Genomic DNA, 15,810 nt, shown 5'->3' with positions numbered 1-15,810 from the left:
TAGATTATCTATTTTACATATATAAAGATAAATGTTTTATAAAAAAATTATTCCAATAAAGGCTCTACAAGATTACATCCAATATTTTTGGATATTGGAGGACTTTAAGAATAATTCTAGTGATAAATGTTTTAAGATTATCCCGGATGGACTACCGGCATTAATATTCCAACAAGAACCAAACTTGTTTTTTGATAAAAAGGGACATGCGTTACCTCAATTGTATTTATATGGGCAATATTCTAAATATACGGAACATACAGTTAGTGGATACTTTAGCGTTATTGGCGTATATTTGCAACCAACAGCTTTAAAAACAATTTTTGGATTAGATGCTTTTGAGTTAAATCATCAAAATATTTCACTTGAAGACATTGTGAGGGATGCTATTCTTGAGCAACTTGTTAACGCAATTTCTTTAGAAGAAAAAATAAGCCTAATCTCTTCTTTCTTCCTTAAGCAAATAGAAAGAGTCAAAAATAATCATAAAAAGTTGGTGCATGCTTCGACATTATTACAAAATGGAAAAACTCTTAAAGAAATCCAATTAGAAATGAATTTGTCGGAGCGAACATTAGAAAGAATTATAAAACAGTCTGTTGGATTATCACCAAAGATATTTTCACGGATTATGCGTTTTCAAGACGGTTTAAATTGTTTGCGTCAGACAAATTTTGAAAATTTTACAGAACTTGCTTATCAATATGATTATTTTGATCAATCGCACTATAACAGAGAATTTAAAGAATTTACAGGAACTAATCCTAGAAACTTCATACTAAACTCAAAAGAGTATTTAGCTAACTTTCCTCAATGGCTTATCTAGAATTTGCTAGCGATGTATTCTTTCTACAATTCAATTTACGAGAACTATTGTATTTCTTTTTCTGAGAGTTGTCGGTTTTATCCAATTTCAAATAATACACTACCTATACTTTTGCATTACAAAAGAAATACCGCTTTGGTATTAGGATTGTTTATTTAAAGAAAAATTGAAATGAATAGTGATAAAATCAAAAGAGTCGTCAGATTAAATCCTGAAAATATTTCAAAGCCTGTTGGAAAATATTCACATGTGACTATAATTCCTAAAAATTCAACTCTATACACTTTCTCCGGACAGATTGGAACTGATAATTATGGAGTTATTCCTGATAGTATGAATGAACAGGTATACAATACTTTTAGGAATATTGAACAAATTCTGGAAAGTCAGAATTTAACTTCCGACGATGTTATAAAAGTCAATATCTGGGCTACAGAAGATATTGATTGGGATTTTTTTGACGCAAGATGGGGAAATTTATTTGGTACAATATACCCATCTATGACTATTGCTTATGTGAAGGCATTGGGTTTACCAGAGCTTAAAATTGAAGTTGAAATTTGGGCTTCAAAATAAAAAAATATTAATACCTTTGCAGTCAGATTTCGGTATTGCAATTTCAAAATCGTGAAGTTGTAATAAAAGGGAACCCGGTGTGAATCCGGGGCTGTACCTGCAGCTGTAATTTCTCATAAAATCGGTTGAAAATTCCATGCCACTGTTTCGAAAGAAATGGGAAGGCTTTTAACCGGAGGATAGCCAGAAGACCTGCCAGATCTGACAAATAAACACCAAGCTTCCAGGGATAGGAGTGGTTGTGCAATACATTTTGTATTCATTGCTATTTTATTAATTTTCAGGAAACTCGTTGTTTTATTTTATTAGTTTTTTACAATAATAAAATAAGATATGAGGCATTACATATTTTTGAAGGCAGTATTGGTATGCTGCGGAATATACGAACATACAAAATCCGTATCTCTAAACATATTTATTGTAACTACTACAGGTATTCAGTTGCTTACCTTTTGTTGAATTAAGCAGATTGCAACTATAATAATTAAAAATAAATATGTCTGATTTCGTTACATTTGTATCTCTTGGGCCAGGTGATGCCGAACTTATAAGCCTAAAAGCCTTAAAAGCTTTGCAACAAGCAGATATTATTCTCTGCCCCTCGACTGTTTCACCAGTCGGAAATATGTTATCTCGTAGCCGTGATATTTTATTGGAACTGAATATTAATGATTCTGTTATTTCTCTTTTTGATGTACCTATGAGTAAAGACCGATCGCAGGCTATACTCTGTTATAAGGAAGTTGCTGAGCTTATAGAAAAGCATTATGAGAAAAGATTAAAAATAGTTGTAGTAGCAGAAGGAGATGCAGGATTTTACTCTTCAACTCATTATATATCAGATAATCTTATATCAAAAAATATTCCAACAGAACGTATTGCCGGCATCCCGGCGTTTATTGCCTGTGCAGCTCTTGCCAATATCCATATAGCCAAACAAGAAGAAGAATTACATATCATTCCCGGGATAATATCATCTAATGATTTAAATAAAAGAATAGAAACCGGAAACTCTATCGTGATAATGAAACCTTCTCAATCGGAACAGGCTATAAAGCAGACAATATCTTTAATAGAAAAAACAAAAATACATTATTTTGAGAATGTAGGAATTAAAGAAAAAGAATTCTATACGCAGGATATACATGAAATAATAGATCGTAAATTTCCTTATTTCTCACTATTAATAATTACAAAAGAATAATCTGAATGAAGAAACTACTTTTTATCTTATTTACTCTGGTTATTGCATTTTCGGGCTGTAATCAAAATAAGAATGCAAAAACTATCGGAGAGCGGAACACTGCAGATTCTATGAATATTAAATATGCCAAAGGCTTCAAAGTGACTAGCTCCGAAAACTATAAATTAGTTGATATAACCGATCCATCCGGGGAGAGCGATATGCATTACAAATATGCTCTGGTCAATAGAGGGAGCAACAAAGAGGGCATACCTACTGATTATCAGATAATAGAAATACCTGTCCGCAGTGTAATTTGCATGACCACACTGCAACTATCAAACTTTATTAAGCTCAATGCATTGGATAAGGTTGTAGGGATAACTAGCACTCGCTTTCTTTTTAATGAACAGATGAATAGACAGCTCAAAGAAGGCAAGACCAGTAAAATTGGTATAGAAGGTGAATTTGATAATGAGGCAATTCTCGCCCTAAATCCGGATATTATACTTGTTTCACCATTCAAAAAAGGGGGATACGATGCGATTCGAAACCTGGATATACCATTAATTAGTTTTTTAGGATATAAAGAAAGTTCTCCTTTGGGACAGGCTGAATGGATTAAGTTCATTGCTATGCTATTAGGAATAGAAGAACAAGCCAATAAACAGTTTGACGATATAGAAAACAAGTATAATAAATTAAAAGCATTGTCTGCTTCTGTTTCGGAACGTCCCACAGTGTTGAGCGGTGAATTACATTCGGGTAACTGGTATGTAGTTGGAGGAAACAGCTATCTGGCACAACTATTCAGAGATGCAGGAGCCGATTATTTTATGAAAAATGATAACGAATCCGGAGGTTTTTATGTCGATTTCGAGACTGTTTATTCGCAGGGGGCAAATACTGATTACTGGCGGATGGTGAATAGCCACGATGGAACATTCACTTACGATGCTTTGAAACAAAGTGATGCTCGGTATGCAGATTTTAAAGCTTTTAAGGATAAAAAGCTTATATATTGTAATCTGCGAGAGAAACCTTTCTATGAAAATACTCCTGTAGAGCCCGAAGTTGTTTTAGCCGATTTGATAAAAATATTTCATCCGTCATTGTTACCCGAATATGTTCCTGTTTATTACGAATTACTTAAATAAATGAAACGTCCCCTGATAGTTTTTGCACTAATTTCTACCTCTATACTCGTTTTCTTCATTCTGAATCTGGTATTGGGCACAATTTCCATACCGGTAGGTTCAGTTTGGAATATTCTATTCGGAATAAAGGAAGAGTCTATAATCTGGGAGAATATTATCTGGAAATCTCGTTTTCCTCAAACTATTACAGCCTTAGTAGCTGGCGCCGGACTATCTATTAGTGGATTACAGATGCAGACACTATTTCGAAATCCATTAGCCGGACCTTCCGAACTTGGAATTAGCTCAGGTGCAAGTCTGGGTGTAGCTTTTATTATCCTACTTTCAGGTAGTGTCGGAGGAACAGCACTGATCAAGATGGGATTGTTTGGCGAGATAGCAATATCTATAGCGGCAGTAGCAGGTGCTTTGGCTATAATGATTATCATTATAACTATTTCTCGGTTTGTAAGAGGAAACGTTATCCTGCTTATTATCGGGGTTATGATAGGGTATATTGCAACAGCTATCATTGGTGTACTGAAATTCTTTAGTAACGATGAAGATGTAAGAGCTTATGTAATCTGGGGGTTGGGTAGTTTTTCTAAAGTTTCAGGTAATCAAGTGTATACTTTTGTGGGCATTATGATTGTATTAATACCTCTTTCATTCCTATTGATAAAGACTCTCAATCTGATGCTTTTAGGCGACGGTTATGCACGTAACCTTGGATTGAATGTAAAACGAGCCCGGCTCTATGTTATTGTTTGTTCGTGCATCATTACTGCTATTGTAACAGCTTACTGCGGGCCTATCGTTTTTTTGGGGCTGGCTGTACCTCACTTATGCAGAACTATTTTTGTTTCATCCGACCATCGGATACTCATGCCTGCTGTAACCCTTACTGGTGCTTCTCTGGCTCTTTTTTGTAATTTGGTGGCCCGTATGCCGGGATTCGAAGGGGCATTACCTATCAATTCGGTAACAGCATTGATTGGCGCACCTATTGTAATTTCTGTCTTATTCGGTAAACGCAAAAATGAAGTCAGTTAAAGCTATGCATAAGAAAGAAAAGACAATAGAGTTAAAAGAGCTTGCTATAGGTTATTCATCCAAAAAGAATGTAAAAGTGATAGCCGAACATATCACTTCTGATATATGCAGCGGAGAGCTTACCTGTTTGCTGGGTGCAAATGGTATTGGCAAATCTACTTTGTTAAGGACATTAACCGCCTTTCAGCCGAAATTGTCTGGAGATATCGTTATTCATGGAAAAAAAATAGAGAAGTATCCAGAAAAAGAGCTAGCTACGTTAATTGGAGTCGTATTGACTGAAAAGTTCGAAATAAAAAATATGACATCCTATCAGCTAATTGGCTTAGGACGCAGTCCATATACCGGGTTTTGGGGAAAGTTAACACTAGAAGATAAAGAGAAAATAGAAGAGGCCATTTCACTCGTAAAAATAGAAAATCTATCTGAGCGAATGGTTGACACACTAAGTGACGGAGAGCGCCAAAAAGTGATGATTGCTAAAGCTCTGGCACAGGAGACTCCGATTATCCTTTTGGATGAGCCTACTGCATTTCTGGATTTTCCGAGCAAAGTAGAACTGATGCAATTATTACATCAGTTATCTCGCAAAACAAATAAAACAATCTTCTTATCTACCCACGATCTTGATCAGGCTTTGCAGATAGCAGACAAAATATGGTTGATGGATAGTGAACACGGGATTCAGATAGGTACTCCCGAAGACTTATCTTTAGATGGAAATCTGAGCAACTTCTTTGCTCGAAAAGGCATTGTCTTTGACCAATATACAGGTTTGTTTAGAGTCGAGAATGATTTTAATAAGCAAATAAAAGTTATAGGACATGGACAAATATATGCTATGATTCGTAAAGCCTTTTTACGCAATGGGATTTTAGCTTCACGCGATATTGAATCTGATTTCTCTGTCGAAATTAAGGCAAACAACATTCTATTGTACAAGCCGGAACAATTACCTATAGCAATTAAAAGTATAGAAGAACTCTTAAACCATATCATGATATGATACTTATATTTGGAGGAACGACAGAAGGCCGTAAAGTGGTCGCCGTTTGTGAAAGTGCAGCCAAGCATTTCTATTATTCAACCAAAACCAAATCACAGAAAATAGAAACGGCACATGGCACTCATATTACCGGAGGTTTAGATGAGAAAGGCATAATAGATTTTTGCAAAGAGAAAGGTATAAAGCTAATTGTAGATGCAGCCCATCCTTTTGCAGAAGTATTGCATCAGAATATAGTACAAGCATCTCGTGAATTAAATATCCCGGTTATCAGATATGAACGCAACTATGCCAAACATGAAAAAGATTTGCTTTGGTTTGGGTCTTATAATGAAGCTATTGAACATCTAGAAAAAAACAATATAGATAATTTGCTTGCCCTAACCGGCGTAAATACTGTTGCTAAACTAAAACCTTACTGGCAGAAGCATAATTGCTGGTTCAGAATATTAGATAGAGACGAATCACGCTCTATCATACAACAAGAGAATTTCCCAATAGAACAGGTTTTATATTATCAACAAGGTGAAGATGAAACCTTACTCTTTGAGAAGTTTAAACCTCAGGCAATCATAACAAAAGAGAGCGGCGAATCAGGTGGCTTCAATGAGAAGGTTATCGCAGCCCGGAAACTGAATATTCCCGTTCTTGTCGTGAAACGTCCGACTCTATCTCCTGATTTTATATCAGTCTATGGAGAGAATGGATTAAGGAAGCAGATAGAAAAACTTCTGCCTGATTTTTTCGATCTTAAAACCGGATACACCACCGGGACTTGTGCTACGGCCGCAACTAAAGCTGCTTTAACAGCATTATTGACCAGGGAAAATCAAACCGAAATTAGCATAACTCTTCCAAATGGAGAATGGATAAAACTTCCCATTCATTCGACTATATTAGAAGGTAACTTTGCGAGTTGCTCTGTGATAAAGGATGCCGGAGATGACCCGGATGTAACTAACGGACACGAGATAGTATCTACTGTACAATTAATTCATGAACACAAAGGAGTTCGCTTTCTGCAAGGAAAAGGAGTTGGAGTAGTTACTTTACCGGGTTTAGGTCTTGAAATAGGAGGGCCTGCCATTAATAAAACTCCCCGAATGATGATGAAGCGCGAGCTCTTCAAAGTTATGCGTCATTATCAGGATAAATTGCCGGAACAAAATTTAAAGACAGGAATAGACGTCTCTATATCTGTACCGAAAGGTGAAGAAATTGCATTAAAGACTTTTAATCCGAAACTCGGAATAACGGGAGGTATATCCATTATCGGAACATCGGGTATTGTAAAACCCTTTTCTTCGGAAGCATTTATAGCCTCAATCCGTCGCGAAATGAAGGTTGCCAAAGCATTAGGATGTAAGAATGTGGTTGTCAATTCGGGTGCTAAAAGCGAACGATTTGTGAAACAACAATATCCCAATTTGCCTCCACAGGCTTTTATTCATTATGGTAACTTTATAGGTGAAACTATTATTGCAGCTTCAGAATTAGGCTTCGAGCGTCTTACAATGGGAATAATGATAGGTAAAGCCGTGAAATTAGCTGAAGGTTCATTAGATACCCATAGTAAAAAGGTGATTATGAATAAGGAGTTTATTTCGACATTAGCGAAAGAAGCCCGTTGTTCAGAGACTACAATAGACGCTATACAACAAATAACCATGGCACGACAGTTATGGGATGTTATTCCCGAAACAGAAGCTACATTCTTTTCACTGATAGTAAGAAGATGCCATCAGGTATGTATTCCTTTATTTCCCAATGGCACATTAGATATCTTATTAATTGATGAGTTCGGTAATATCAGGCAATGAGCTTTATCTAAGACCGAAACAAGTGTTTGAACTGATGTGAATAAAGTTTAGACAATCCCTGGCGATTTCCGATAGCTTCTCCTACAACTATCATTGTTGTCAAGGTTAGTTCATTTTCTTTGACAATTTTAGCTAAGTCTTTTAATTCTCCACGGTATATCTTTTCGTCTTTCCATGTCAGCTTATAACAAGCCGCAACAGGGGTTTCGGGTGGATAATGTTCCATAAGTTCCTGCTGAACCTGATCTACAACTGACGCACTCAAGAAAATACACATTGTACTTTGTGAACGTGCCAGCAAATGTAACTTTTCTTTTTCCGGCATAGGAGTTCGTCCTTCTCCTCTTGTCAGAATGATTGTCTGTACTTTTTCCGGTATAGTAAATTGAGATTCTAAGGCAGCGGCAGCAGCTAGAAAAGAAGATATGCCGGGTGTAATATGGTAGGACATATTATACTTATCGAAGAAAGCCATTTGCTCTTGAATAGCACCATAAATACACGGATCTCCCGTATGTAAACGGACAATGAGTTTACCCTTATCATAAAACTTTTTCATTATCTCAAACTGCTCTTCTAAATCCATAGAAGCAGAACTCCGCACTGTCGCTCCCTGCTTAGCACAATAAGTCAGTTCTACAGGTACAAGGCTTCCCGCATATAGAATCAAGTCGGCTGCTTCCAGGAAATGACGTCCTTTTACTGAAATTAAATCAGGATCACCCGGACCTGCTCCAACAATTTCAATATGCCCCTGACGAATAGCCTTTCTATCTATTGCTATAGCAAATGTGAAGTCATTTCCATCGCTTAGTTTTCCCTTTTGTTTTTCTAATATAAGATAGCCTCCGCCTGCACTTTTTATAGCCGAAGATTCAGCTACACCTGCCACTGTTGTTACTTCTTCAACCTTTTTGGAAGGATTAGCAACTTCAATATCCCTCAATTCATTTGCTGTGTAAATATTTACAGGAATATTTTTAAAATGAGATTGAAGTACTTCCAGCAAAGGTTCATCTTTCTTTATATCTATCGATGAAATATCTTTAATAGAAACTATAGTTATATTGTTTTTATTTAAGGCTTCTGCTATATATTCACTGATACCGATAGGATTACATTCCTTACGGCAACCTACACCGAGGTGTAAAACTTTCGGATGATAATAAATTGTCTGAATATCTGTTTGCGGGTAGAGATAAGGTGTAACGGCGATTAGAAGCTTATATTCAGATAGATTAATATCCTTATAGTTGTAATATAACTTTACATGTTCAGGGACTGTGCGTTCAAGATATTGAGTTCCTTCATCATTTATATCCAGTAGAAGAGCTGTCGTTTTTTTATTGACAAAAGTAGTCAATGGCTCATTGAAATCAGCAGTATTTGAAGCTGTTGTCCATCCATATTTTTCGCCAAGGGTATCTAATGCCCACAAGTTGGTATTATCGCTCTGAGTAGTAATAATAGCCTCAGCCCCCAATATATGAGCAATACGTTGAGTCAAGTCATTTGCTCCTCCTACATGACCTGAAAGAACAGAGATAACATATTTTCCGGTACTATCTATATTTACAATGGCAGGGTCGGTATGCTTATCTTTTATATATGGAGCAATACTCCGCACACAGATTCCCATTGCTCCGATAAAAAGAATTGATTCTACTTTATCAAAAATATCACTTATACAACCACTTATAGATGATATCTGAATTGTTCCTTCAATGTCGGCTTTGGTGAATATTACAGTTTTTTCTAGTTCGTTTTGAATAGTTCTAGCTATTTGCAAACTACTTTCTGATGTTAATATTATAGCATTCTTCATTTTGATATTTTTTAGCTTTCATTACTTCTATCGTATTAAAGTCGTCAACTTTGATAGCAATACATTGTTCCAATTGCAGATTGTTATTTTCTATAGCTTGAAGAAACATCTCTTTACTATCTACCGATACGGAATTAAAAACAATCACTCCTTCAGGATTGAGAACAGTAGATACCCCTCTCATTATCTCGTTCATCTTACCTCCATGCCCTCCTATAAATACCGCATCGGGTGTTGGCAGAGCTGTAATATCTATATCCGTAAAGTCTCCTATAAAAGATTGAATACCAGGAGTACCAAATTTGTAGGAGTTACTTTCTATCAACTCTTTGCCTTCCTTTCTCTTCTCAAAAGCTAATACTTTAAGGTGTGGAAACTGCATCTTTACTTCGATAGAGACAGAACCTGTACAAAATCCGATATCCCAAAAGACAGATCTATCTCTCAAGTCCAACAGACTAAGAGACAACAAGCGTATAGGCATTTTGGTTATCATTTTTGCGCGTCCATCCAAAAGATAGAAATCATTTTCAGGAATACCCAAAGGACGGTAATGGCTGGTTGTCTTTTGTAGAATAAGATTGTTAGGAAATGAAAATTTTTTATCTAAAATATCTTTTAGTTCCCATGTTGTAACCTTCTCTTTTTCTTTATTTCCCAACAATTCCCCAATACTTACCTTATAATTATTATATCCATAGTCAAGCATTCGTTGAATAATCGCAGATGGAGTATGCTCTTTATTATCTGTCAGTACACCGATCATATTATATCCCAGAATTAGGGCTTCATCGAATTTATCCCATGCTCGACCTGTTAGTGAGACAATATGCATATCCTGATAAGGTATCAGTAAACGGTGTGCCAATAATTGCAAGGAATTGAAAAACGGATGAATAACAATCTCGGCATCCGGCAGCTCCCGTTGAATTGTATTTGCAAAGCCAAAAAACAAGGGATCACCTGAAGCGAAAACTACAATTTCTTTATACTTACTGTATTGTTCAAAAACAGTAGATAAAGGTATTGTTATATTTATCCAGGACGAGCCTTCGGGCAAAAGAGACTTAATAATCTCATAATGTCTTGCCCCTCCTGAAAAAACAGAATGGTTATTAATAATGTCCAGTATTTCAGGATTGAAATATTGGCTTTGATTATCATCTATACCTATTACATAGAATTTCATAACTATCTCTTTATACGTCTCTTCCCGGTTTTAATTGTTCCGCATCATCAAAAGTAAGAATGGCGTTTACTAATGTTGCAGCCAGATTGCTTCCACCTTTACGCCCTTCAATTATTAGCTTGGGCACATCGGTAAAAGGCTTGACCATATGCTTTGATTCACATACATTGACGAAGCCAACGGGAGCAGCTATTATTCCCGCAGGCTTTGCCTTATCTTTTCGTATTAGTTCGCATAGTTCCATCAGCGCAGTCGGTGCATTTCCGAATACAAAGAGAGCATTAGGATATTCTTCCACAGCCAAACGAATACCTGCTTGTGTACGAGTTATACCTTTCAGCTTAGCCAATTCAGCCACTCGTTCGTCATGCAGATAACATTTTACATCTATACTCAATCGCTCCAAAGCCCCTTTGCGAATCCCCGAGGCAACCATCGTAACATCAGTAATAATAGTCTTTACGTTACCATTTACAAATTCAGAATGAAGCTTTTCAACCGCTCTTACATCCGTATATAGGATATTTTCCATATCAAAATCAGCTGTCGTATGAATAGCATGAAGTAAAGCCCATTTCTTATCTAATGAGATGTTCTTATTCTTCAATTCACCTTCAATAGTACGGAAACTACGTATCATTATATCCTGTCCGATGCCTACATCTTCGTTCTTTTCTTCTCTGTAATATCCACGGGGTGTTACAATATGATTTTCACCGAAAATATAAGACTGAGAATTACCGATAATGACAATGGTAAACATATCTATTTCTTGGGAATCAAACTCACCCAGAGTTGTCACATTAATCTGCTGTTCGTCACGTCCGGCCTGACGGATATAGCCAATTGGTGTTTCGAGCGAACGCTCCTTTCTGAATAATTCTATCAGGCGGTTTATCTGCCAGTAGCGTCCATTACTCTTAGGATTATAGATTGCTGTAACAAAGTCAGCAGAAGCTGCGGCTATAATTCTTTTTTCTATCCTATCCCAGGGCGTCATTAGGTCGGATAGTGAAATGATGCAGAAATCGTGTCCTATAGGAGCTCCTAATAAAGCGGCGGCTTTTTGGAAAGCACTAATACCCGGCAAGACTTCAATCTCTATCGGGCTTTGTTTCTCTTTCTTCATCTCATAAACAAGAGGAGCCATTCCGTAAATGCCTGCATCTCCCGAACTGATTACACAGACCGTTTTACCTTGCTCTGCATATCGGAAAGCTTCTTTAGCTCGTTCCTTTTCTTTTTTCATACCTGTATCGATACAGAGGCTGTCGGGCTTAATAATATCTTCTATAAACTGAAAATAGTATTTATAACCTACAATCACATCCGATATACGAATGGCATCCAATACAGCCGGGGTTATATCTTCCTTCGACCCTGGACCTATCCCTGCAACTATTATTTTTCCTGTCGACATATTAAAATGATTTTTCTTCTTTTTCTTTGATACAAAGAGATTTCCTCAACTTCCTTACTTTTCTTATAATATATTTTATTCCTAGCCATACCCCTGTAATAGAAACGAATGTACCGCCTATCAATGTTATCCACATTGTAATGTTCCACAGAATAGGATGTTTTGCAAAGAATCCGGTTTTGTAACTATGCAATGCCTGATAAGTCCATTTGTGAACCTTACTGTTGGTATTAAAATATCGAATATTCCCATTTTTAGGATTAATATAATAAGTACTGTGATCAGCATCAGCCACCTCCACTTTGTATATGGGTAATGGTAGATGGTCTGTTAAGCCAACATAATAGTTATCATATTTGCTCATTAATGATATTTTCATCGGCTCACTGTGCGTCTGAACTATATAATCTTTTATATCTACTTCTTTAAGATTTAAAAGTTTAAGACTATCTTCCGAAGCATCTATTGTTAACAGTTTCTTTCCTACGATAACCTTGTATAATGGTTTTTGTCCGAAATAAGCCCATTCTACACTCTTTATCTCTCTTGAATAAGCCTCTACAACTTTTTGAACATTCAGTTTGTAGTCTTGAAGAATAACAGGGTGGGGTAGAAGCATATTTTCCTCAATAGATGGATTGTGCACTTTCGCAATCCAATCAGGAACATCGTTTAAAGACATCATTCCACTAAAGGTAAATGTGAAAACAAATATCCCGAAAACAAAGCCCATGATATGATGCCATTTATATGCAAATTTTCGATATGGGCTTTCCCATTTATTTTTTTTACGATACTGTATGATGTACGAACGTATACCTATAATTATACCTGCAATGCAGACCAAACAGCCTATGCCGGATAAACAAGTTATAACATTAGTCCAGAGTTTTGTATTTTGCCTTAATGAAGTAAAGTATACCCAATGTGGGATTGCACCCAGCCATGACCAGAAACGATTATCTTTATTCGTAAATTGCAATGCGTCTCCTGTTTGCGAAGAGATATAAAGTTGATGTTTATCTAGACTTCCAAAATAGAACTTATAAATAGGAAAATCTTTCTTTAGATAGCTAAAAGGAATCCATTGTTCAAGTTCGCGAAGAGTATCTACTTTTACAATATCTGCATTACACCATTTTTTAGCATACTCTTCTATCTGAGGAAAAGATGGAGTTATTTTTATCTTATTCGATACGGCTGCACTATCCGCAGATATTTGGGCAGTGCCTTCTTTCGATATGCTTTCAAAAAAAGCTTTTCCGGCATACGATCTTAGCGATAGTTTGGTGAATGTTGTTCCTTCAGGTAAACATTTTACAAGTGAATCTGGAGATAGAATATTCCGGGGTAGGATATCCATATGTGCATATCTATCGATATTGGATACACGAGGAAATGTATGATAAATCATGACAAATCCGGACAGGAACCAAACAACGAACAGAATACTGAGAATAGTCCCCAGTATTCTGTGTGTAGAGTATAATATTCTTTTCAACATAATTATCTAAGGCTATATGCCAATGATAGCATAAAATTGCGAGGCATGCCCGGAACACGTTGTGTACCATAGACAGCCTGATTACTATACTTCTTATCAAATACATTATTTACATTTCCCGAAAGTCTTATACCGTTTTTTAAAGGATAAGAAATACCCATATCTGTCAGCCAGTACGATGAGAAAGACATACTTTTAGCATAATTCGTATATACCTTATCCATAAAAGATACGCTCAGATTGTATGACAAACCTCTGAAAATTCCTTTCGGAAGAACAATACTTCCGTATGCATAAAATGTATTGTGAGGAACCAATGTTATATTCTGAGTATCGATGCTTACATACTTGTTGGGTTGTATATCAAGAGTTTTTGTATCTGTATAAGAATATCCCAAACTGAAAGAAGAAAAATGAGTTGGCGTAATAGCCACTTCAATATCGAATCCCTTGGATTCTTCACTTCCTACCTGTCCAATGATTGACTTCATTACAGGAGTTCCGTTTGCATCTGAGCCGACACTTAACCGCCCGAAACTTCTAACAATATCATTCTTACGAATGTAGAAAACACTGGCTGATGCCTGTAAAATGCTTTTATAAGTATATCGGGTACCTGCTTCAAACTGATAACCTTTTTCCGGATCGAAGATCCCTTTTCCGCTTTCAATATCTATTTCACTACCATTTTTGTTCAGATAAATTGTATTTGCAGCAGGGAATGTACGAGAAGGACGAAAATATGATGCTACCGATGTATAAATAGAAAGCTCAGATATAGGTAGAAATACCATTCCGGCACGGTATGTAAATGCAGAATTGGTCGCAATACTATATGGAGTTTGCCCTGATTTGTGATATTCACGTATGCCATCATAAGTATTTGCCCCTGTACGCATATATTTGTACATATCATATCTTGCAGCCAGCAATAATTTGAATTTTTCGTGAAACTCTATTAAATCCTGAAAATAGATTCCGTGTGTATAATCTTTGGTTATAATTGCTTTACTAAACTTTGATTTCATATACCCCATGCTCTGAGGGTTATTTACAGCTATAACAGAATATATTCCGGGGCCATAGATATCATATTCGCTATTGAATTTATCGTTTTCCGGAGCATTATTGTATCCTGTATATGAATTGCGAAACAGTTGAGAAAATGAATAGCCTCCTAAGAAATTGTGTTTGATATTCCCTGTATAAAAATCACCGGATAATTCTAGTTGATTACCTAAAGTTTTAGCTATATGAGAAAAACGCAAAGGATATGTAAGCTGAACAGAGTCGAGATTTATATACATCTTGTAAGTCCCCTTATCTATATAATGTTTATATACAGGATCCATACTATACAGATAGCTGAGCTCTTCTGTTCCCAGATAATTTATGTCATCGTACTTGTATGATAAATAATTTGTTAGTTTCATATACTTGCTAAATTTTTTCTCATACTTTCCAGATATATCCCATCCGTTGTTTTTAAGAAAATCAGATTCATTATTATATCTCTTCTTTTCATTTAATCTGGGGATTTCTTGCCCTGCCTTCAAGTAAAGAGTACCGTCTGCGTTATATACATCGGCCATCATTACAGGAGGAAGTCCTGTTTCAGTACCATACCAGTCGCGATGAAAACTACCTCTTACATCAATCCTGCTTGTCGCATCGATATCTGCACCAAGAGCTAAATATCCGGAGAGCCGCTTGTTACCTGTAGCACGCCATCCATTCTGATCGCCATAATTAAAATTTGCACGGTAATTCAGCGGACCGACAAGGTTACCTCCGAAATCCATATTTGCCTGCTTGTTGTTCCAACTGCCATACGACATTTTCATATTAACTACAGTTTGGGGTGTAGGAGATTTTCTTACAATATTCAATACTCCTCCCAATACAGAGTGCCCATACAATACAGAAGCTGGCCCTTTCAAAAGTTCCATAGATTCTACATTGGTAAGATCAGAAAAGGGATACGAATTTATCATAGTACGCTCATCTCTAACCCCATCAATCATAATAGGTGTATAAGTCATACCACGTACATAGAGCGTCTGGAAGGCTCCATAGCTGGTGTTCATTCTTACACCGGGTAAAAATTTCACAGCATCTTCAATATTTGAGATTCCTCTTATTTCGAGATCTTTGTAAGAAACTGTACTTACTGACATTGGTAGATATTGTAAAGGAACATTCAGTTTTCCTATCTCTACTTTCTTTTTGGATGCTCCGAGTATCTCAACTTCTTTGATAGAATATACAGTAT

12 protein-coding genes, 1 pseudogene and 1 riboswitch are annotated in these 15,810 nt (G+C 36.3%); of the genes and pseudogenes, 7 read left to right on the top strand and 6 right to left on the bottom strand.

Translation table 11 applies throughout. The features are described 5' to 3' along the window. Positions 1 to 31 precede the first annotated feature (31 nt). The 7 genes from PKC55_RS11030 (at position 32) to cbiD (ending at position 7,600) form a co-directional block, all read left to right on the top strand. Positions 32 to 826, top strand: a complete 795-nt coding sequence (locus PKC55_RS11030) for a DUF6597 domain-containing transcriptional factor (protein ID WP_135106318.1) — start codon at positions 32 to 34, stop codon at positions 824 to 826. Between the two features lie 171 nt (positions 827 to 997). Beyond that, positions 998 to 1,402: a RidA family protein gene (locus PKC55_RS11025; protein WP_135106316.1), complete on the top strand. Its 405-nt coding sequence runs from the start codon at positions 998 to 1,000 to the stop codon at positions 1,400 to 1,402. A gap of 12 nt (positions 1,403 to 1,414) precedes the next feature. After that, positions 1,415 to 1,616: riboswitch (cobalamin riboswitch) on the top strand. A 282-nt stretch (positions 1,617 to 1,898) separates the two neighbouring features. Then, on the top strand, positions 1,899 to 2,606 hold the full coding sequence (locus PKC55_RS11020; protein WP_291130704.1) for a precorrin-2 C(20)-methyltransferase: 708 nt from the start codon (positions 1,899 to 1,901) through the stop codon (positions 2,604 to 2,606). A gap of 5 nt (positions 2,607 to 2,611) precedes the next feature. After that, positions 2,612 to 3,742 (top strand): ABC transporter substrate-binding protein, encoded by a 1,131-nt coding sequence (locus PKC55_RS11015; RefSeq protein ID WP_291130702.1) that lies wholly within the window; start codon positions 2,612 to 2,614, stop codon positions 3,740 to 3,742. Continuing rightward, positions 3,743 to 4,774, top strand: coding sequence for an iron chelate uptake ABC transporter family permease subunit (locus PKC55_RS11010; protein WP_291130699.1), 1,032 nt, complete (start codon positions 3,743 to 3,745; stop codon positions 4,772 to 4,774). Next, positions 4,761 to 5,780 carry an ABC transporter ATP-binding protein gene (locus tag PKC55_RS11005; RefSeq protein WP_283687269.1) on the top strand — a complete coding sequence of 340 codons (1,020 nt, stop codon included), beginning with the start codon at positions 4,761 to 4,763 and terminating at the stop codon, positions 5,778 to 5,780. The genes PKC55_RS11010 and PKC55_RS11005 overlap by 14 nt, the downstream gene beginning before the upstream one ends. Beyond that, the gene (cbiD, locus tag PKC55_RS11000; protein WP_291126651.1) at positions 5,777 to 7,600 is read left to right on the top strand and encodes a cobalt-precorrin-5B (C(1))-methyltransferase CbiD; all 1,824 of its coding nucleotides are present in this window, start codon (positions 5,777 to 5,779) and stop codon (positions 7,598 to 7,600) included. Before PKC55_RS11005 ends, cbiD begins: the two co-directional genes overlap by 4 nt. 7 nt (positions 7,601 to 7,607) lie before the next feature. On the opposite strand, the gene cobM is transcribed toward cbiD, so the two are convergent. The 6 genes and pseudogenes from cobM to PKC55_RS18220 form a co-directional block, all read right to left on the bottom strand. Beyond that, positions 7,608 to 9,425, bottom strand: coding sequence for a precorrin-4 C(11)-methyltransferase (cobM, locus tag PKC55_RS10995; RefSeq protein WP_291126650.1), 1,818 nt, complete (start codon positions 9,423 to 9,425; stop codon positions 7,608 to 7,610). Then, the gene (gene cbiE / locus PKC55_RS10990; protein ID WP_291126649.1) at positions 9,391 to 10,614 is read right to left on the bottom strand and encodes a precorrin-6y C5,15-methyltransferase (decarboxylating) subunit CbiE; all 1,224 of its coding nucleotides are present in this window, start codon (positions 10,612 to 10,614) and stop codon (positions 9,391 to 9,393) included. Before cbiE ends, cobM begins: the two co-directional genes overlap by 35 nt. A gap of 10 nt (positions 10,615 to 10,624) precedes the next feature. After that, positions 10,625 to 12,034, bottom strand: coding sequence for a precorrin-3B C(17)-methyltransferase (cobJ, locus tag PKC55_RS10985; protein ID WP_291126647.1), 1,410 nt, complete (start codon positions 12,032 to 12,034; stop codon positions 10,625 to 10,627). Between the two features lies 1 nt (position 12,035). Further along, positions 12,036 to 13,538: a PepSY domain-containing protein gene (locus PKC55_RS10980; protein WP_291126645.1), complete on the bottom strand. Its 1,503-nt coding sequence runs from the start codon at positions 13,536 to 13,538 to the stop codon at positions 12,036 to 12,038. A gap of 2 nt (positions 13,539 to 13,540) precedes the next feature. Next, positions 13,541 to 15,340, bottom strand: coding sequence for a TonB-dependent receptor (locus PKC55_RS10975; RefSeq protein ID WP_414647294.1), 1,800 nt, complete (start codon positions 15,338 to 15,340; stop codon positions 13,541 to 13,543). Positions 15,341 to 15,439: 99 nt separating this feature from the next. Continuing rightward, positions 15,440 to 15,715 (bottom strand): annotated as a pseudogene (locus PKC55_RS18220) (TonB-dependent receptor plug domain-containing protein); the annotation flags it as partial. Positions 15,716 to 15,810: the final 95 nt, after the last annotated feature.

The organism is Dysgonomonas sp., assembly GCF_035323175.1.
GTDB lineage: Bacteria > Bacteroidota > Bacteroidia > Bacteroidales > Dysgonomonadaceae > Dysgonomonas.
The sequence above is the reverse complement of the archived record's forward strand: the minus strand, read 5'-3'. Positions and strand labels throughout refer to the sequence as shown.